Source organism: Streptomyces sp. NPDC048643, from assembly GCF_040650615.1.
In the GTDB taxonomy this organism is placed as follows: Bacteria; Actinomycetota; Actinomycetes; order Streptomycetales; family Streptomycetaceae; genus Streptomyces.
In genome coordinates, this window is record NZ_JBEZHO010000043.1 from 1 (window position 1) to 17,570 (window position 17,570).

Consider the following 17,570-nt stretch of genomic DNA (forward strand, 5'->3'; position numbering starts at 1 on the left):
GGGCTCGAGTTGATGATCGACAGCCCGGCGATCGGCTGGGGCGTGCAGATCGACCGCGTCGAGATCAAGGACGTGTCCCTGCCCGAGACGATGAAACGCTCGATGGCCCGGCAGGCCGAGGCCGACCGTGAACGGCGGGCCCGGATCATCAACGCCGACGCCGAGTTGCAGGCCTCGAAGAAGCTCGCCCAGGCCGCCGAGGTGATGTCGGAACAGCCGGCCGCCCTCCAACTCAGGCTGCTCCAGACCGTGGTGGCCGTCGCCGCCGAGAAGAACTCCACCCTCGTGCTGCCCTTCCCCGTCGAACTGCTCCGCTTCCTGGAACGCGCCCAGTCCGGGCAGGCCCCGGTCGCTCCGGAGCCGCAGGCGAAGCGGCCTCCGGAGACACCGCCCCCGATGGACGCGCAGCAGGTCACCGAGGACACCGAGCCGACCGCCCTGGCGAACGGGGCCGGCCGGCTGCCGGAGGGCCTCGGCGTTCCGGACGCCTTCGGCGACACGGACGGGCTCGGGATACCGGGCGCGTTCGGGGACCTGGACGCGCCCGGGAGGCTGCCGGAGTCCCGGGAACCGGAGGCTCCGGAGGAACCCGTCGAGAAGCCGCTGGACTGACCCCGTCCGGCTCGGGGCACCCGCTGCGGGCACGCGGTGACCGGGCCGTCCGAGCACACCGAACGGGTAGCGGGCCCCGGACACCCGGCGCACCATCGAGGAACACGGCCGGAAGGGGCGCGCGGTGGGCAAGAAGCACGGCGGGAAGCACGACAAGGACGAGACGAAGCACGAGAAGAAGCACAGCAAGAAGCACCACGGAAAGGGCGGCGCCCAGGACGACGCCAGGCCCCCGGCGCGACTCCGGGAGCTGCTGCGCGTGCCCGGCGGGCAGGGCGTGGACCTCTCCGCGTACGACGCCGAGGCCACCCCCGGCGGACCGCACGACAAGACCTCCGGCCTGGCCGCCACCGCCCGGATGGGTGAACACCTCGCCGACCTCCAGGAGCGTCTGTGGGCGGCGAGCACGGCCGGCGACCAGCGCCGGATCCTGCTGATCCTCCAGGGCATGGACACCAGCGGCAAGGGCGGCGTCGTCAAGCACGTGATCGGCCAGCTGAACCCCTCGGGCTGCCGCATCCGGGCGTTCAAGGCCCCCACGCCGGAGGAGCGCAGGCACTCCTTCCTCTGGCGGATCAGGCGGGCCCTGCCCGAGCCCGGCGAGATCGGCATCTTCGACCGCTCGCACTACGAGGACGTACTGATCGGCCGCGTGCGCGAGCTGGCCCCGCGCAAGGAGATCGCCCGCCGCTACGGCGAGATCAACCGCTTCGAGGAGTCCCTCGCAGACGAGGGGATCACCGTCGTGAAGTGCTTTCTGCACGTCTCGTACGAGCAGCAGCGCCGCCGCCTGCTGGCCCGCCTCGACAACCCCGAGAAGTACTGGAAGTTCAACCCGGGCGACATCACCGAGCGCGCCGTGTGGCCCGCGTACCAGAAGGCCTACGAGATCGCCCTCGACCGCTGCTCCACCCCGGGCGCGCCCTGGTTCGTCGTCCCCGCCGACCGCAAGTGGTACCGCAACTGGGCCATCGGCAGGCTCCTCCAGGAACACCTGGAGGCCCTCGACCCGCAGTACCCGAAAGCGGACTTCGACGTGGAGGAGTGCCGGCGGCAGCTGCTCACCGGTGACACCGGCCCCGGCACGGCCCCAGCCGGGTGACGTGTCGACCCTGTGCGGGCGCCACACCCCCATGACGGCTAATTAGTCACATTTCATTTCATATCTTCATGCGGTGATCCTTTCCGTACGGAGTTTCGCCCTGGCCTGTGCCCTCGGAGCGCTCGGCGCCGCACTCACCGCGTGCGGCGGCCCGGCCGCCCCGCCCGTCGCGCGCCAGGGCCACCACGCGCCCGCCACCAGTGCCGCGCCCTCGCGCCCGCCCACGCTCGCGCCGGGGCCGGCCGGTCTGACCCCCGTCTTCAAGAACGGGCCGCGTACGCAGGCCAAGACCGTCGCGCTGACGTTCGACGCCGACATGACCGCCGATGAGGGGGCCCGGGCCGCGGCCGGAGAACATTTCGACAACCCCCAGCTGATCGCGACCCTGCGGGCGTTCAAGGTCCCGGCGACCGTGTTCATGACGGGCCGGTGGGCCGACGAGTATCCGCGAGAGGCCCGGGACATCGGGCAGGACCCGCAGTTCGAGATCGCCAACCACTCCTACAGCCACTACGCCTTCACGGACGACTGCTACGGACTGCCCACGGTGTCCGAGGACAAGATGCGGGCCGACGTGGAGCGGGCGTACACCGCCTTCGAGCGGGCGGGCGTCCGGGACGCGATGCCGTACTTCCGCTTCCCCGGCGGATGCTACGACCAGCGGTCGCTGCGGACGCTCAGTTCGGTCGGTGTCACCGCCGTGCAGTGGGACGTGGTGAGCGGTGACGCCTTCGCCACGGACGCAGACGCCGTGGCGCAGCAGGTGCTCGACGGTGTGCGGCCCGGCTCCGTGGTCGTCATGCACTGCACGCGGAGCGCGGCCCCGGTCACCGAGCGCGCGCTGCGGACGATCGTGCCCGAGCTGCGTAGGAAGGGCTTCCGGTTCGTCAAGGTGTCGCAGCTGATCGGCGCCTCCGCCGGACGGCACTGACCGCCCCCGCCGCCCCGACGTGGCGGACTCCCCTCCCCGCGCTTCCCGGCCGCTTGCCCCTCGTCCGTACGCTGGTGACATGAGCGACGACTACCGCGCCGGCGGCGCGGACGAGCCGGGCGGGGAGTCCCGCGGCCTCGGGGCGGCGGGCGACCAGGGTCCGGCGTACGCGGAGTGCGTGCTGTGCCGGAAGCCCACGGAGTACCCGGCGTCGCAGAAGGGCGTCACGCTGTGCCCGGTCTGCGAGTGGCAGGAAGCCCAGCGCACCGCGTGTTCGGGCTGACCCGCACGGAACATGGCCCTGCTCCCGCGCGAACCGTCCGCTCGGCGCCGATCTTGCGCCTGGCAGACTGGGGCGGGTGAGCAGCGAGCCGACCCCCGCCGACGACAGTCCCTTCCGTACCGAGCCCACCTCGCGCGACGAGGCGCCGCAGTTCGTGCTGCCGCTGGTCGTGCACATCGAGAAGGCGGCTCCGCCCGCGCGCACCGACGCGCTGGAGACGTCGGCCCGGGCGGTCCTGACGATCCTGAGCGACGAGCGGTCACTCGGCGACGGGGAGTGGGCGCGGGCGATGCGGGACTGGCAGGACGCCCGGATCCGCAAGGTCGTCCGGCGGGCGCGCGGTGCCGAGTGGCGGCGGGCCGAGGCGCTGCCCGGCATCACGGTGACCGGCGGGTCCGCCGAGGTGCGGGTCTTCCCGCCGGTGCCGTTGGACGGCTGGCCCAAGGACCTGGCCCGCCTCCAGGTGTCCGGGACGGATCTCGACGATCCGGAGCCGCCGGGAGAGGCCGATCCGGACGCGCCCGTGCTGTGGCTCAATCCGGGGCTCGACATGTCGGCCGGGAAGACGATGGCGCAGACGGGCCATGGCGCCCAACTGACCTGGTGGGAGCTGTCGGACGAGGAGAAGGCGGCCTGGCGGGACGCGGGCTTCCCGCTCACCGTGCGCACCGCGCGGCAGGATCACTGGGATGAACTCATGCTGTCCGACGGGCCGTTGGTGCGCGACGCGGGTTTCACGGAGATCGCGCCCGGGGAGACCGTCGCCGTCGAGGGCGTGGACCGCGTCAGGTCGCTCAAGCACTGACGACGCACCCCGCCGAGCCCGGTCGGGCCGCGCGGGGACGACCGGTGCCGACGGCCTCGGGTTCGGGGAACCGGAGGGACGTCGGCACGGTCGGGCGGTGGGTCAGGTGGTGACGGTGGCGACGGGGTCGAAGCCGTAGGTGCGGGCGTAGCCGTTCTCGGTGCCGACCAGCAGGTCGACGATCTCGAAGTAGTGGTCCCAGAACGGCGTTTCGCGCAGTGCGTCGACAAGGCGCTGGTAGGCGTCGTGGTCGTCGGCCTCCCAGACCCACACGTCGGTGACGCGGGTGGAGTAGAACTCCGTGTCGTAGAAGCGTGACCGGACGCCGCTCGTCCTGGCCTCGATGGCGGGGACGACCTGGCCGGTGAACGCGGTCATGCGTTCCTGCGGGGTCATGGCGAGCCATTCGGGCCTGGTCTTGATGAGCATGAACGCGGTGACCGGCGGTGCGGCCGCGGGGGTGGGCATGTCGGGCGCCTCCGAAGTGGCTGATGTTCGCGATGTGTCGGACCTCGGGCGGTCCGTGCCGGGGTGGTGCGTCACGGGGCGAGCACGGCCGGCTTGAGGGTCCGGGCGCACCACTGTTCGAAGGTGGTGGGGGTCGCGGTCTCCTGGGTGCGGACGACTCCCGCGTCGAGGCCCTCGTCCTTGGCGCGCTTCATGTCGGCGATGCCCTGGACGAACGCCTCGTCGAGTCCGTAGCCGACGAGGGTGGTGTACAGCTCGTCGAGGGGCTGCCGTTCGTAGCGGACGGGGCGGCCGAGCTGCTCGGTCATGATGCGGGCCAGGTCCTCGGGCGAGAGGTCCTCGGGTCCGAGCACCGGAACACTGTCGCTGCCGGTCCACGAGCGGTCCAGCAGCAGACCGGCGGCGACGGCCGCGATGTCGGCGACGGCCACGAGCGGAGCCCTGCGGTCGGCGGCTACGACGTCGGTGAAGACACCCTTGTCACGGAGGGAGCCGGCCTCCTCCAGCAGGTTCTCGAAGAACGACGGGTTGGCCAGCGCCCGGTAGGCCACACCGGTGCCGGTGATGAGGTCGTCCAGGGCGAGGGAGGCGGTGACCAGTCCCGCGCGTCCGGCGACCGCTGTGCCGCGGCCGAGCGCGGAGACCCCGACGACGTGACCGACGCCGTGGGCAGCGAGGGCCTTCGCGGCGGGACGGCTGAAGCCGCTATAGGCCTCCTCGGGGGTCCGGGAGGAGTCCGGCGGGACGAGCCAGAACACGGCGTCGGCGCCCTCGAAGGCCCGGTCGACGACGTCGGCGTCGCCGTGGGAACCGGCGACCACATCGACGCGCTCGCGCACCGCGTCGGGGAGCCGGGCGGGGTCGCGCACGATCACGCGCAGTTCCTCGCCGCGGCCGGGGGCGGACTCCAGGAGCAGGGGCAGCAGGTGGCGGCCGATGTTGCCGGTGGGAGCAGTGATGACGATCATGAAAACCTCGTGGGTCGTGCCGGATCGGTACGTCCCTCATCCTGCGGAGCCGCCCGGCGTTGCCACAATGGGAACTTCAGCAAGGGATCTTTGCCTGGAACGGAACAACCCACATGAGCAGCACACCAGAACCCGTCATCGACGCGAATCTCGCCGTCGCGCTGGACGCTCTGCTGACCGAGCAGAGCGTCACGCGGGCTGCGGCCCGCCTGCACACGTCTCCCGCCGCCATGAGCCGGACGCTCGCCCGCCTCCGCCGTGTCCTCCAGGATCCGCTGCTGGTCCGGGCCGGTCAGGGCATGGTCCCGACCCCCCGCGCCCAGGCCCTGCGGGACGAGGCCGCCGCGGTGGTCCGCCGTGTCGGGGCGCTGCTCTCTCCGGGCACCGGCGTCGATCCGGCCGCCCTGCGCGGCACGTTCACGCTCCAGGCGGCCGACCTGGTCGGCGCGGCCCTCGCTCCTGGCCTGCTGCGGCTCGCCCGTCAGGAGGCACCCGGGGTCTCGCTGCGGTTCCGGGCCGAGGAGTTGGAGGCCGGTCCGGCGCTCCGCGACGGCAGGATCGACCTGGAGGTCGGTTCCATCGACCACGTCGACCCCGAGACCAGGGTCGAGGAACTCGTCAGCCTGCGGATGATGGCCGCCGTACGGCCGGAACACCCCCTCGCCGAGGGGACCCTGACGCCGGAACGGCTCGCCGCCGCCGAGCACGTGGTGGTGAGCCGCAGAGGACGGTTCACCGGCCCGCTGGACAGCGCCCTGGCCGAGCGGAACCTGAGGCGGAGGGTCGCTGTCGTCCTACCGGGGCACTTGGCCGCGATGACGCTCGCCGCCGGCAGTGACGTCGTGTGTCTCATCCCCACCGCGCCGCCGGGCGTCGCGCCGTCACCGCTCACGGACGCGGCCGGCGCGCTCGGCCTGCGGCTTCTGGAGATCCCGCTGCCGCTGCCACCGCTGGCCATCGGCATGGCGTGGCATCCTCGGCACGCGGCCGACGGCGGCCATCAGTGGTTGCGCGACGCGGTCCGCCGGACCCTGGGACCACGGAGCCCGGCGGCCTGACGCTTCTGCGACGGCTCCGGCTCCGGCTCCGGTGGTGTCTGTCCACTGCGCGGTCGGGGTACGCGGGCCGGGTGTACCCGGGTACGGCGGCCGGACGTGTCAGTCGGCCAGCGCGGAGGCGAGTTCGGTGGTGACCCGGACGAGTTCGGTGTCGGGTTCGTCGAGCAGGTGCTGGAGGGCACCCCGGCGGGCGCGGACGGCCTGGCGGGCCTCGCGCTCCCAACCCACGTAGTTCTCACGGCGGTTGAGCAGCTTCGGGTAGGCGCGGGCCGTGCGCTCCCACTGGCGGGCGTCGGCGATGTCCTTGAGGAGCTGGACGATCTGCACCCGGCAGGTGACCTGCGGGAGTTCGACGAGTTCCCACAGGAAGGGAACCGTCGCGGCGGTGGCCTGTTCGACCACGAATCCGTACTGGCAGATTCGTTCCCGCAAGTCGTGAAGTGCTGCCCGGGCCGTCGGTTCGTCACCCCAGGCGACGGCGTTCAGCAGGAACGGGATGGCCTGAGCGGAGCCGCTGGAGTCCTTGATCTCCTCCCACGACACGTGTTCCAGGTTCTCGAGTGGTGTTGCCATTTCCGCTCCCTCCGAAGGCGTCGGACAGTGTCAGGTGGTGCGAGCCGCTCGACGTCCCGGCCCCGGTCCCGCCCCCTGGGGCGCTTCCTGAAACAACGTCAGTACCTGGCGCTGGCAAGCCCGTTGGCGCCGCCGCTAGTATCCACCTGACACCACCTTCGTGCAATTGCACGAGAAATTGCACGAAGGTGGAGGGAGAAGATCAAGCCACGTGGTGTCCGTCCGATTCCGGGACGGGGTGGCCGGTATCCACGTGATGGAACGTCAGCAAGGAGAGTGCGTGGTGCGATCGGTGCCGAACGGAGTGCGGGCGAGCTCACTGGCAGCTCACTGGGTCAAGAGCAGCCACAGCAACGCCGAGGGGAACTGCGTCGAGGTGGCCAGCCTGGGCGAAGGGGGTATCGCGGTGCGCAACTCCCGCGACCCGGAGGGTCCGGCCCTCGTCTACACCCCGGCGGAGGTGGCCGCTTTCCTGGCCGGTGCGAAGGGTGGCGAGTTCGACCACCTCCTGTGAACGGTCTCCCGCGTCACGGAGCCCGGATCCCGGTCCCGGCGAAGCGGAGGAGTGATTTTCCACTTCTGTCGACGCATGCGGCGGAGACCGACTCGGTGCGATAATTTGGGCTGTCTTCTGCCGGTCGACTGGGAGCCAGGATGTCTGTCGAGTCACCCCGCGTCTCCCGCCTCGAACCGTATCTGAGTCGGCAGGAGCCCGCGCCCACTCTGCTGAAGATGCTGGTCGGCGTTCAGCTGACGGGTGCCCGCGAGGACGCCGGCCTCTCCCAGGAACAGGCGGCGCGCTCCCTGGGGTTCAGCCCGGCGAAGCTCTCACGCATAGAGGCGGGCAAGGGCCGCAAGCCCCCCACGGAGGCCGATGTCCGGTCCCTCCTCGACCTGTACGGGACCGACGACTACGAGGTGTCCGTCCTGCTGCGGCTCCTCCAGCGCGCCGGTGAGCCGGGATGGTGGCAGCGCTACGACAAGCGGCTGATGCCCGAGTGGTTCGACCGGCTGGTCGGGCTCCAGGAGGCGGCCACCACCATCCGTACCTTCGAGATCCAGTACGTGCCGGGCCTGTTGCAGACCCCGCACTACACACGGGCGGTCGTGCAGCGCGGGCTGCCGACGGCGACGGCCGGCGAGGTCGAGCGCCGGGTGGAGCTGCGTATGCGCCGGCGGGAGCTCCTGGACCGGGAGGACGCGCCTCATCTGTGGGCGGTCATCGACGAGTCCGTGCTGCTGCGGGTCCTCGGCAGCCCCGAGGTGATGCGCAGGCAACTGGAGCACCTCGTCGAGATGGCCCAGCGCCCCCATGTGATCGTCCAGGTCGTGCCGTTGGACGTGACGAACGCGTCGGCGCCGGCCATCCCGGTCACCTATCTGCGCTTCGGCGGCGTCGAACTGCCCGACGTGGTCTACCTGGAGCACATCAGGAGCGCCAACTTCCTGGAGGACCGCGACGAGACGGAGGAGTACCGCGTGGTGCTCGACCGGCTCGCCGACGAGGCCCTCAACCCGCGCGAGTCCCTGGCGCTGCTGCGCGACACGATGGAGCGGCGCTACAGCGTGTCGCGCTGACGCGACGGCGGACGCCCCGGAGTCGCGCGGGCACGGCGATGCGATGCTCCGCCGCCGAGTCGCGCCGGCACGGCGGTGCGGTGCTTCCGCGCGTCGCGCCGAAGCGGCCACCCCTCCGCGTCACCCGATGCGGCCGACTCCGCCGAACTCGATCCATTCCTGGGTGAGTTGACGTGCCACCACGTCGGTGTCGGGACGCCAGGTGGACACCTCGACGAGGCCGGGTTCCAGGATCTCCATCCCGTCGAAGTACTCCGCGACGTCCTTCTCCTGGCGGACCCGGCCCCAGTGGCCCTGTGTGGCGGTGTCCATGAAGTCGGTGACGAACGTGCGGACCTCGGGATCCTCGCTGACCAGCTGGCACATCACCATGAAGCTGCCGGGGGCGAGCCGCTCGGAGACGCGGGCGATCACGGCGAGCGGCCCGTCGGTGTCACTGTCCGGGATGCAGTGGAACACCGAGTTGAACAGCACGGCGACCGGCTGCGAGAAGTCGATCAGGCGCTCGGTGTCGGGGTGCGTGAAGATCTGCTCGGTCTCGCGCAGGTCGGCGTGGATGACGGCGGTCCGGTCGTTCTGGTCCAGCAGGGCCCTGCCGTGCACGAGCACCATCGGGTCGCTGTCGACGTACACCACCCGGGACGTCTCGTCGATCTGCTGGGCGACCTGGTGCACGTTGTTCTGCGTGGGCAGGCCGGATCCGTGGTCCAGGAACTGCCGGATCCCGTACCCGCCGGCGAGGGTCTTCACCACCCGCTGGAGGAAGCGCCGGTTGTTCAGCGCCAGCGCGCGCGTGCTCGGGACGACCTTGTCCAGCTCCTCGCACGCCGCCCGGTCCGCGGCGTAGTTGTCCTTGCCGCCGAGATAGTGGTCGTACATGCGCGCGGCCGTGGGCACGGTGGCATCGATCGCCGTGGACAGCTGCTGGTCAGGCTGCATCGTTCCCCCAGATCAGTGCCGCGCCAAAGGTCTGGCCCGACGGTCGATCCATAGTAGATAAACGGAAGTTGGCGTTACCAGTCCCCGAACGAAGCATGGGGTGGAGGACCGGCACCCGCCCTCGCCCTCCAGCATCCCGCACGCCCCGCCGGACCGTCCCGGAAGCCGGAACATTCCGCGGCCGTCGCCCCTGCCTCCCGGCGAGGCGACACGGCCCGGCGCGAACCCTGCGACCCGGACGACGTGCTCCGGTGGCCGGCCCGGTCGCCGCGCCGGCGGGCCCCGAACCTCAAATGTTGCTCTGAACGTCCGCTCCGATGGGTTGGGCGTTCGCCGCCTGGGCCATGACACGGTCACGCCGGGGGACGGGCCGTCGTGAGGAGACGACACACAGGCAGGCCGGACGGGCACCGTGACGGAGGAGGGGACATGCAGCAGCTGAGGCGGCTGGGAACGGGAATCGGATGGCGGCCGGAGATCGCCGAGGCCGTGGAGCGCATGCCCGGCATCGACTGGGTCGAGGCCGTGGCGGAGAACGTGTGCCCGGGCCACGTCCCCGAGTCGCTGCTGCGGCTGCGTGAGCGGGGTGTCACGGTGGTGCCGCACGGCGTCTCGCTGGGCCTCGGCGGCGCCGACCGTCCCGACGAGTCCCGGCTCACCGCACTCGCCGAGCGGGCCGAGGCACTGGGTTCGCCGCTCGTCACGGAGCACATCGCGTTCGTCCGGGCGGGCGGACCACTCACCGCCTCGCCGCTCCTGGAAGCCGGGCACCTGCTGCCGGTGCCGCGGACCCGGGACGCGCTGGACGTCCTGTGCGCGAACGTCCGCGCCGCGCAGGCCGCGCTGCCCGTGCCGCTCGCCGTGGAGAACATCGCCGCGCTGATCTCCTGGCCCGGCGAGGAGATGACCGAGGGGCAGTTCCTCTACGACCTGGCCGACCGCACCGGGGTCCATCTGCTCATCGACGTCGCCAACCTGCACACCAACCACGTCAACCGCGGCGAGGACCCGGCCAGGGCACTCGACGAACTCCCCGTCGAGGCCATCGCCTACGTCCACGTCGCCGGGGGCTTCGAACGTGACGGCGTCTGGCACGACAGTCACGCCCACCCCGTCCCCGAGCCCGTTCTCGGCATCCTCGCCGACCTCGCGTCCCGGGTCGCCCCGCCCGGGGTCCTCCTCGAACGGGACGAGAACTTCCCCGAGCCCGCCGAACTGGAGCGGGAACTGGCGGCGATCCGGCGCACGGTGACGAGGGCGCGGGCGCGGGCCACCGTCGGGGCGGGCACGCGAGGAGGCGTGACGTACGCGCCGAGCGCGCCGAAGGCGATCACCGGTAACGGCGTGGAGCCGGACGCCGGGGCCGCCGGACGCTCGGAGCCCGGTGCCGCGGTACGGGCGGAGCCGGCGTCCGGGGCCGAGGACGCCGCCCGGCAGCGGCTGGCGCTCGCGCAGACCGCCCTGCTGTCGGCGCTGGTCGCGGGGACCCCCGCGCCCGAGGGCTTCGACCGGGTCCGGCTCGGGGTGCAGGCGCGCGCCCTCGCCGCCAAGCGTGCGGACGTGGTCGCCAAGGTCGCCCCCGAGCTGCCGGAGATCCTCGCGGAGGTGTACCGGCCGGCGTTCCTGGCGTACGCGCAGGGCCACCCGATGACCGGCGGGTACCGGCGCGACGCGCTGGACTTCGCCGAGCACCTGCTGCTCGCGGGGCTCCCGGAGAGCGCGGAGACCCGGCTGCTGCGCGAGTGGTGGCTGGAGCGATCGGGGCCGGCCCCGCTGTCCCGGCGCCCTGGAGCGCGGCTCGCCCGCGCCACCCGCAGGGTGCTGCTGGGCCGCTGACGGACGGGTCGCGGGGTGTGGACGCGCCCCGCGACGGCCGGGGCTCCGGACCGTCCCCGGCCTCACCGCGCCGCCTCGGCCACGCACGCGCGACACGAGGCGTCCGCGGAGTGTGCCCGGACTAACACCGCTCCCTGTGAAGGTGATGTGCGCGTCCGTTTCCGGTGGGTTCCGTGCGGTCTGACGTAGGCACGAACCACCGCAACCGGCGCCTTCCACCCTCCGCGCAACCCCATTTTCCTGTACGGCAGTTGGCGTAGACCCCGCAGTAGCATGCCAACCCGCACGCGAAGCGCATTAGCGTGCGGTGCCGCAACAGGAGGCACCATGCGATCCATCAACCGCACCGGATTGGTCAGTGGAACAGGGCTCATCATCACCGCCCTCCTGGCGACCCTGGCCGCCCTGGCCTTTCCGATCTGGTCGTACGCGGACCGCTCCGGCACCGGCCTCGACACCCTGAACGCGCAGTCCGTGTCGACGCGGTACGGACCGCTGTCGGCCCTGGACCGCGAGTTCGTCACCAAGGTCCGGCTGGCCGGGCTCTGGGAGCTGCCCGCGGGTCAGCAGGCCCAGGAGCGCGGCACCACCCAGGCCGTACGGACGGCGGGCGAGCACCTCATCGAGGGGCACACGTTCCTCGACGCGCGCGTCCGCAATGTCGCGGCCCGCCTCGGCCTGGAGCTGCCCAACCAGCCGAACCCGCAGCAGCGCGGCTGGCTGGCCACCCTGAGCGCGGCCCACGGCACCGAGTACGACCGGGACTTCGCGAACATCCTGCGCACGGCGCACGGCAAGGTCTTCGCCGTCGTCGCGCAGGTCCGCGCGAACACCCGCAACTCCCTGGTCCGCGATCTCGCCGACGACGCGAACACCACCGTGCTCGACCACATCAAGGTGCTGGAGGCGACCGGTTACGTCGACTTCGACGCACTGGCCGAGGACGCCGCGACCGCGAGTCCGCCGCCGCTCACCAGCTCCCCCGCGCCGCCCGGTCCGACCGAGGCCCCGCAGTCGCCGGTCCCGGTGACACCGTCCTCGGGATATCCCCTCCCGCCGCCCGCGACCCGCCCCAGGCCGACGTCGATTCCCTGACGGCACCCCGGTCCGTACGACACCGGTCCACACGTCGTCGGCCCACCCCTCACCGGGCCGAGCGGAACGTCACAGACCCACAACGCTCCGTCCACATGGTGAATAAGGCATGGCGTCCGCCCCGCACTTCGCATAGAAACACGCCATGTTCTGGGTCCTTCTCCTGCTGCTGGCCTGGGCCGCGGCCGGCATATCGTGCACGCGGCTGTGCCTGGCCGCCGTGCGCGCCGCGACGGTCGACACCCGTGAGGCGCACGGGCACGACCTGACGCTGTACGAGGCGGCGTTCCTGTCGGGCGGCCCGGCGCGGGTGGCCGACCTGACCCTGGTGTCGATGGCCCGCCAACGCCGGCTGCTGCTCGCGCACACCGGCTGGGCGACGGTGGTGGACCCGCGCGGGCGGGACGACATGGAGCGCTCGGTGCTCGGGGCGATCGGCCCGGAGGGCCAGTCCCGGATAGCTCCGGTGCGGGCGGCCACGGCCGCCGCGGACTCGGTGCACCGGCTCGCGGACCGTCTGGTCGCGGCGGGGCTCGCCGTGCCCGATGGGGCCCGCAGCACGGTGGCGGGCGCCGTCCGCCAGGTCCAGGCCGCCTCGGCGGCGGTCCTCGCGCTGGCCGTCGCGGCCCTGTTGCTGCCGGCCAGGACCAGCGGGAGCGGCGTCCCGGTGGCCGTCTGGTTCGCCCTCCCGCTGGTTCTGACCCTGAGCTGTCTCGCGATCGCCCGTATCGAGGTGCACCCGTACACGCGCTGGGCCTCTCCCGCCGGTCAGCGGCTGCTCGGCACCCTGGCCCGGCACTCCGACGCGTCGGGTGACGACCGTACGTATCTCACCTCGGTCGCCGTGCGCGGTGTCCGGGCGATCGGCGAACCGGACGTGCGCGCGGCGCTCGCCCACCGGGACCGCGGCGCCGGCCACAGCGGCTGACGGCGGGGGCTCACGCGGGGGCTGAGGGGCGCCCCGGGGGGCGCATCGGGGTCATTGCGGCCGACACCGACGGCCGGTGCTTTACATCGCCGACGGTCGAACGAACCATCCTTCTGTCGCTGCCGTGCGCCGAAGGGATTCGCGATGAGAGCTGCCGTCCTCCACGGAACCGCGGGGTCCCTGCTCCTGACGGCCCTCGTCGCCGCCCCGGCCGGCGGCACCACCGCCTGGCCGGACGGGACCGGTTCGGCATCGGCCGAGGCGCGCGGCACCGTCGTCGCCGCCCGGCGCGCCGCGGCCGCCGGCATCCGCTTCGGCGCGTGCCCCAAGGTCGAGCAGCTGCCCGGCAACCTCCAGTGCGGCACGGTGACCGTGCCCCTCGACTACGCGCACCCCGACGGCAAGCGGATCAAACTGACCGTCAGCCGCGTCAAGGCCACCGGCAAGGACGCGCGGAACCCGAAACGCAAGGTCCCCCGTCAGGGCGCCCTCGTCTACAACCCCGGTGGGCCCGGCGCCTCCGGCATGTACTTCCCGCTGATCGGCTTCCTCCCCGAGTGGAAACCGATCGGCGCCGCCTACGACCTCGTGGGCTACGCGCCGCGCGGCGTCGACCGTTCCGCGCCGCTGTCCTGCCAGGACCCGAAGCGGTTCCAGAAGGCGCCCTCGCAGTCCCCGACGTTCCCCTCCGAGTCGTACAAGAAGGAACGGATCGCGGAGGCGAAGGCGTACGCCCGTGGCTGCGCGCAGCGTTCCGGGGCGGGCCTGCGCCACTTCACGTCGCTGAACAACGCCCGTGACCTGGACGTGCTGCGCGCCGGACTCGGCGAGCGGAAGCTGACGTTCATGGGCGCGTCGTACGGGACGTACTTCGGTGCCCTGTACGCGACCCTGTTCCCCTCGCACGTGCGCCGGATGGTCTTCGACTCGGCGGTGAACCCGGACCCCGAGCAGATCTGGTACCGCAACAACCTCGACCAGTCGGCCGCGTTCGAGGGCCGTTGGACGGACTTCCGTACCTGGATCGCGCGCCATGACGACGTGTACGGCCTCGGCGGCACGCCCGAGGAGGTGCTGCACTCCTACGAGAAGGCACAGGCCCGGCTCGCCGCGAAACCCGCGGGAGGCAAGGTGGGGCCGGCGCAGCTGCAGGGCGCGTTCCTCCAGGCCGGGTACTACGACGACTACTGGCCGCAGCGCGCCCTGGCGCTGTCCGCCTACCTGAAGGGTGACCCGAAGCCGCTGGTGCAGATCGCGGGGCCGCATCCGGAGGCGGCGGCCGAGCAGGAGAACGGCAGCGCGGTCTACACGGCCGTGGAGTGCAACGACGCGTCCTGGCCGACCGACTGGCGCACCTGGGACCGCGACAACACGCGGCTCGCACGGGTGGCGCCGTTCGAGACCTGGGACAACGTGTGGATGAACCTGCCGTGCGCGTACTGGCCGGTGCCGCGGCAGAAGCCGCTCGACGTGCGCACGCTGCCCGGGCAGTTGCCGCCGACGCTGATCCTGGCGGCCGAGCGGGACGCGGCGACGCCGTACGACGGGGCCAAGGAGTTGCACAGGAGGCTGTGGGGTTCGGTGCTGGTGACGGAGAACGGCGCCGGGACCCACGGGATCGGCGGCGGCCCCAACAAGTGCGTCAACGGCTATCTGGACGCCTACCTGCTGGAGGGGCGGCTCCCCGAGCGGAACGCCGGATGCGCGCCGCACAAGGAGCCCACGGCGCAGGCGCCCGACGGTGAGCGCGGCGCCGAGGGCGCGAAGGGCGCGGCTGCGGCGCCCGAGGACTCGGACCGGGCGGAGCCGGCCGCGAAGAGCGTCGGGCAGGCGCCCTGACGGACGGCTCGGTGACATGACGACGGCGGGTGCCCCTTGGAAGGGGCGCCCGCCGTCGTGTCGTGCCGGTCAGGCGAGGCCGGCCACCAGTTCGGCGACGTCCTTGCGGCGGCCCGTGTAGAACGGGACCTCCTCGCGCACGTGCATCCGGGCCTCGGAGGCACGCAGATGACGCATCAGGTCGACGATGCGGTACAGCTCGTCGGCCTCGAACGCGAGGATCCACTCGTAGTCGCCGAGGGAGAACGAGGCGACCGTGTTGGCGCGCACGTCCGGGTAGCCGCGGGCCATCTTGCCGTGGTCGGCGAGCATCCGGCGGCGGTCCTCGTCGGCGAGCAGGTACCAGTCGTAGGAGCGCACGAAGGGGTAGACGCTCACGTAGTCGCGGGGCGACTCGTCGGCGAGGAACGCCGGGATGTGCGAGCGGTTGAACTCGGCGGGCCGGTGCAGCGCCATGTTCGACCAGACCGGCTCCAGGGCGCGGCCGAGGCGGGTGCGCCGGAAGAGGTTGTACGCCTCCTGGAGCTGGTCGCTGGTCTCGGCGTGCCACCAGATCATGAGGTCGGCGTCGGCCCGCAGCCCCGACACGTCGTAGGTGCCGCGGACGGTGACGTCCTTCGCGGCGAGCTGGTCGAACAGCTCCTGGACCTCGTCGGCGTAACCGGCGCGGTCCTCCGGCAGTACGTCCTTCAGCCGGAAGACGGACCACAGGGTGTAGCGGATGGCCTCGTTGAGGTCCTTGGCCAGCTTGCCCTTGTTCGGGACCCTGCCGGACTCGGTGGTGGGGGCGTCGTCACTCATGGGGCTATTCTCCCGCTCCGCCGTGCAGGCTCTGCACCGGGTCGGCCCGCAACGTGTCCAGGCCGCCGAAGTCGCCGCCGAGTCCGTCCACGGCGGCGTACGCGGAGGCGATGCAGGCGGGGATGCCGACCCCGTCGTAGGCGGCCCCGCAGACGGCGAGGCCCGGCAGCCTGCCGACGTGTTCGCGGACGCGGACCACGCGCGCGTGGTGGCCCACCGGGTACTGGGGCAGTCCGTCGTCCCAGCGCGTCACCCGGGTCTCCACCGGCTCGGCGTCGAGGCCGGTGGCCTCCCTCAGGTCGTGCCGGGACACCCGGACGAGGTCGTCGTCGGGGCGGCCGAGCACCTCCGTCTCGCCGTACCGCCCGACGGACGTGCGCAGCACCGTCAGGCCCGGGTTCCGCTCGGCGATCCAGCCCCACTTGCGGGAGGCGAACGTCGAGGCCTTGATGGTGTGCCCGTCGACCGGCGGGACGAGGAATCCGCTGCCCTCGGGGAGGGCGGTGTCGGCGCTGCGGTAGGCGAGCGTCACGAGGGCCATCGACGCGTACTCGACGGCGGCCAGTTCGGTCGCGGCGGCGGGTGCCTCGGCGCGCAGCAGCGCGGCGGCGGCCGGTGCGGGCACGGCGAGGACGACCGCGTCGGCGTGCAGGACCCGGCCGCCCGCGACGATCCGCCAGGCGGACCCGGGCCGCTCGCCGGACGCGGGGCCTGCGGGGTTCGTCCTGCGCAGTTCGGTGACCGGGGTCCCGGTGAGGATCTCGCCGCCGTGTGCGGTCACCGACTCGGCGACGGCGAGGGGCAGTCGGCCCACACCGCCGTCGATGCCCATGAACACCGGGCCGTTCTGCTGCGCGGCGGCGGCCTTGGCCTGGATCTCGCGGACCGCTTCCGTGAGGGAGGTGTGGGTGCGGGCGGCGGCGTACAGCTGGGGGACGGCGAGGCGCAGGGAGATGCGGTAGGCGTCGCCCGCGTACACCCCGCCGAGGAGGGGTTCGACGAGGCGGTCGACGACCTCGCGGCCCATGCGGGCCGCCACGTACTCGCCCACCGCGATGTCGTCGCCGACCTCGGTGCGTGGGAGGTCGGCGTCGCGCTCGACGCGGCGCAGGCCCTCTTCGGAGAGGACGCCCGCGAGGGCGGAGGCGCTGCCGGGGACGCCCATGACGTGCCCCTTGGGCATGGGGCGCAGGACGCCCCGGTTCCACAGCGAGGCCGAGGCGGTGGCGGGCGGCTGGAGGAGGTCGCCGAGGCCGGTCTCGCGGGCGAGGGCCACGGCCTCGGGGCGGCGCGCCAGCATCGACTCGGCGCCGAGGTCCACGCGCGCGCCGGCGATCTCGCCGGTCAGCAGCTTGCCGCCGAGGCGGTCCGACGCCTCCAGAACGGTGACGCGGAACCCGCGCCCCAGCAGGCGGTGGGCTGCGGCCAGCCCGGCGATGCCGCCACCGACGACCACGACGTGTCCCGAACCCGTACGAACGTCCTCTTCGCGCATGTCTCCACCTTCTCAGACCCTGTCGGCACCTCGGCCGGGGAGCCCGGTGTCCGGTGCGAGTCCGGACCGTGACCGCATCGGGACCGGATCCGGCCAACGTCCCGCGCCGGCCGGGCGTCGAAGGAGCGTCAGTCAGTCACCGTCCCGGGGGTAGGCCATGCGCACACATTCGTCAGCACGTCCGGCAGGATCCGCGTCGCCGGAACCGTCCCCGCATCGTGCTCTCCCGTCACGCCCGTCCCGGCCGTTGCGTGTTCTG

The 17,570-nt window shown here is 72.4% G+C and carries 18 protein-coding genes; 12 read left to right on the forward strand and 6 right to left on the reverse strand.

Going from position 1 to position 17,570, the window contains the following annotated elements; genetic code table 11:
• The 5 genes from AB0C62_RS31505 to AB0C62_RS31525 all read left to right on the forward strand — a co-directional run.
• Positions 1-612 (forward strand): SPFH domain-containing protein (locus tag AB0C62_RS31505; protein WP_362978959.1); only part of this gene is annotated, 612 nt, incomplete at its 5' end.
• 250 nt (positions 613-862) lie between these two features.
• On the forward strand, positions 863-1,714 hold the full coding sequence (locus AB0C62_RS31510) for a PPK2 family polyphosphate kinase (protein ID WP_362979052.1): 852 nt from the start codon (positions 863-865) through the stop codon (positions 1,712-1,714).
• 73 nt (positions 1,715-1,787) lie between these two features.
• Positions 1,788-2,645 (forward strand): polysaccharide deacetylase family protein, encoded by an 858-nt coding sequence (locus AB0C62_RS31515; RefSeq protein WP_362978961.1) that lies wholly within the window; start codon positions 1,788-1,790, stop codon positions 2,643-2,645.
• Between the two features lie 79 nt (positions 2,646-2,724).
• The gene (locus tag AB0C62_RS31520) at positions 2,725-2,928 is read left to right on the forward strand and encodes a hypothetical protein (protein WP_362978963.1); all 204 of its coding nucleotides are present in this window, start codon (positions 2,725-2,727) and stop codon (positions 2,926-2,928) included.
• Positions 2,929-3,004: 76 nt separating this feature from the next.
• Positions 3,005-3,733, forward strand: a complete 729-nt coding sequence (locus tag AB0C62_RS31525; protein WP_362978965.1) for a peptidyl-tRNA hydrolase — start codon at positions 3,005-3,007, stop codon at positions 3,731-3,733.
• A 102-nt stretch (positions 3,734-3,835) separates the two neighbouring features.
• Here AB0C62_RS31525 and AB0C62_RS31530 read toward each other — a convergent pair whose 3' ends face one another.
• Positions 3,836-4,201, reverse strand: coding sequence for a darcynin family protein (locus tag AB0C62_RS31530; protein ID WP_362978967.1), 366 nt, complete (start codon positions 4,199-4,201; stop codon positions 3,836-3,838).
• A 71-nt stretch (positions 4,202-4,272) separates the two neighbouring features.
• Positions 4,273-5,169 carry an NAD(P)H-binding protein gene (locus AB0C62_RS31535; RefSeq protein WP_362978969.1) on the reverse strand — a complete coding sequence of 299 codons (897 nt, stop codon included), beginning with the start codon at positions 5,167-5,169 and terminating at the stop codon, positions 4,273-4,275.
• A gap of 113 nt (positions 5,170-5,282) precedes the next feature.
• Here AB0C62_RS31535 and AB0C62_RS31540 point away from each other — a divergent pair, with 113 nt between their 5' ends.
• The gene (locus AB0C62_RS31540; RefSeq protein ID WP_362978971.1) at positions 5,283-6,227 is read left to right on the forward strand and encodes a LysR family transcriptional regulator; all 945 of its coding nucleotides are present in this window, start codon (positions 5,283-5,285) and stop codon (positions 6,225-6,227) included.
• A 99-nt stretch (positions 6,228-6,326) separates the two neighbouring features.
• Here the strand turns inward: AB0C62_RS31540 and AB0C62_RS31545 are convergent, their stop codons facing one another.
• On the reverse strand, positions 6,327-6,800 hold the full coding sequence (locus tag AB0C62_RS31545; RefSeq protein ID WP_362978973.1) for a hypothetical protein: 474 nt from the start codon (positions 6,798-6,800) through the stop codon (positions 6,327-6,329).
• 283 nt (positions 6,801-7,083) lie between these two features.
• Here AB0C62_RS31545 and AB0C62_RS31550 point away from each other — a divergent pair, with 283 nt between their 5' ends.
• Together AB0C62_RS31550 and AB0C62_RS31555 are read left to right on the forward strand one after the other, a co-directional pair.
• A complete protein-coding gene (locus tag AB0C62_RS31550; RefSeq protein ID WP_362979054.1) occupies positions 7,084-7,314 on the forward strand; it encodes a DUF397 domain-containing protein in 231 nt (76 codons plus the stop codon).
• A 140-nt stretch (positions 7,315-7,454) separates the two neighbouring features.
• A complete protein-coding gene (locus tag AB0C62_RS31555) occupies positions 7,455-8,378 on the forward strand; it encodes a helix-turn-helix transcriptional regulator (RefSeq protein ID WP_362978975.1) in 924 nt (307 codons plus the stop codon).
• Positions 8,379-8,498: 120 nt separating this feature from the next.
• On the opposite strand, the gene AB0C62_RS31560 is transcribed toward AB0C62_RS31555, so the two are convergent.
• Positions 8,499-9,317: an SAM-dependent methyltransferase gene (locus AB0C62_RS31560; RefSeq protein ID WP_362978977.1), complete on the reverse strand. Its 819-nt coding sequence runs from the start codon at positions 9,315-9,317 to the stop codon at positions 8,499-8,501.
• A 429-nt stretch (positions 9,318-9,746) separates the two neighbouring features.
• Between AB0C62_RS31560 and AB0C62_RS31565 the strand changes: the two genes are divergently transcribed.
• From AB0C62_RS31565 to AB0C62_RS31580, 4 genes are all read left to right on the forward strand, one after another.
• A complete protein-coding gene (locus AB0C62_RS31565) occupies positions 9,747-11,153 on the forward strand; it encodes a DUF692 domain-containing protein (protein WP_362978979.1) in 1,407 nt (468 codons plus the stop codon).
• A gap of 327 nt (positions 11,154-11,480) precedes the next feature.
• Positions 11,481-12,248: a DUF4142 domain-containing protein gene (locus tag AB0C62_RS31570; RefSeq protein ID WP_362978981.1), complete on the forward strand. Its 768-nt coding sequence runs from the start codon at positions 11,481-11,483 to the stop codon at positions 12,246-12,248.
• A gap of 145 nt (positions 12,249-12,393) precedes the next feature.
• A complete protein-coding gene (locus AB0C62_RS31575; protein ID WP_362978983.1) occupies positions 12,394-13,176 on the forward strand; it encodes a TIGR04222 domain-containing membrane protein in 783 nt (260 codons plus the stop codon).
• Between the two features lie 144 nt (positions 13,177-13,320).
• Complete coding sequence (locus AB0C62_RS31580; protein ID WP_362978985.1) at positions 13,321-15,015, forward strand: alpha/beta hydrolase; 1,695 nt, start codon at positions 13,321-13,323, stop codon at positions 15,013-15,015.
• Positions 15,016-15,084: 69 nt separating this feature from the next.
• On the opposite strand, the gene hemQ is transcribed toward AB0C62_RS31580, so the two are convergent.
• Positions 15,085-15,816, reverse strand: coding sequence for a hydrogen peroxide-dependent heme synthase (gene hemQ / locus AB0C62_RS31585; protein WP_362978987.1), 732 nt, complete (start codon positions 15,814-15,816; stop codon positions 15,085-15,087).
• 4 nt (positions 15,817-15,820) lie between these two features.
• A complete protein-coding gene (hemG, locus tag AB0C62_RS31590; protein ID WP_362978990.1) occupies positions 15,821-17,311 on the reverse strand; it encodes a protoporphyrinogen oxidase in 1,491 nt (496 codons plus the stop codon).
• Positions 17,312-17,570: the final 259 nt, after the last annotated feature.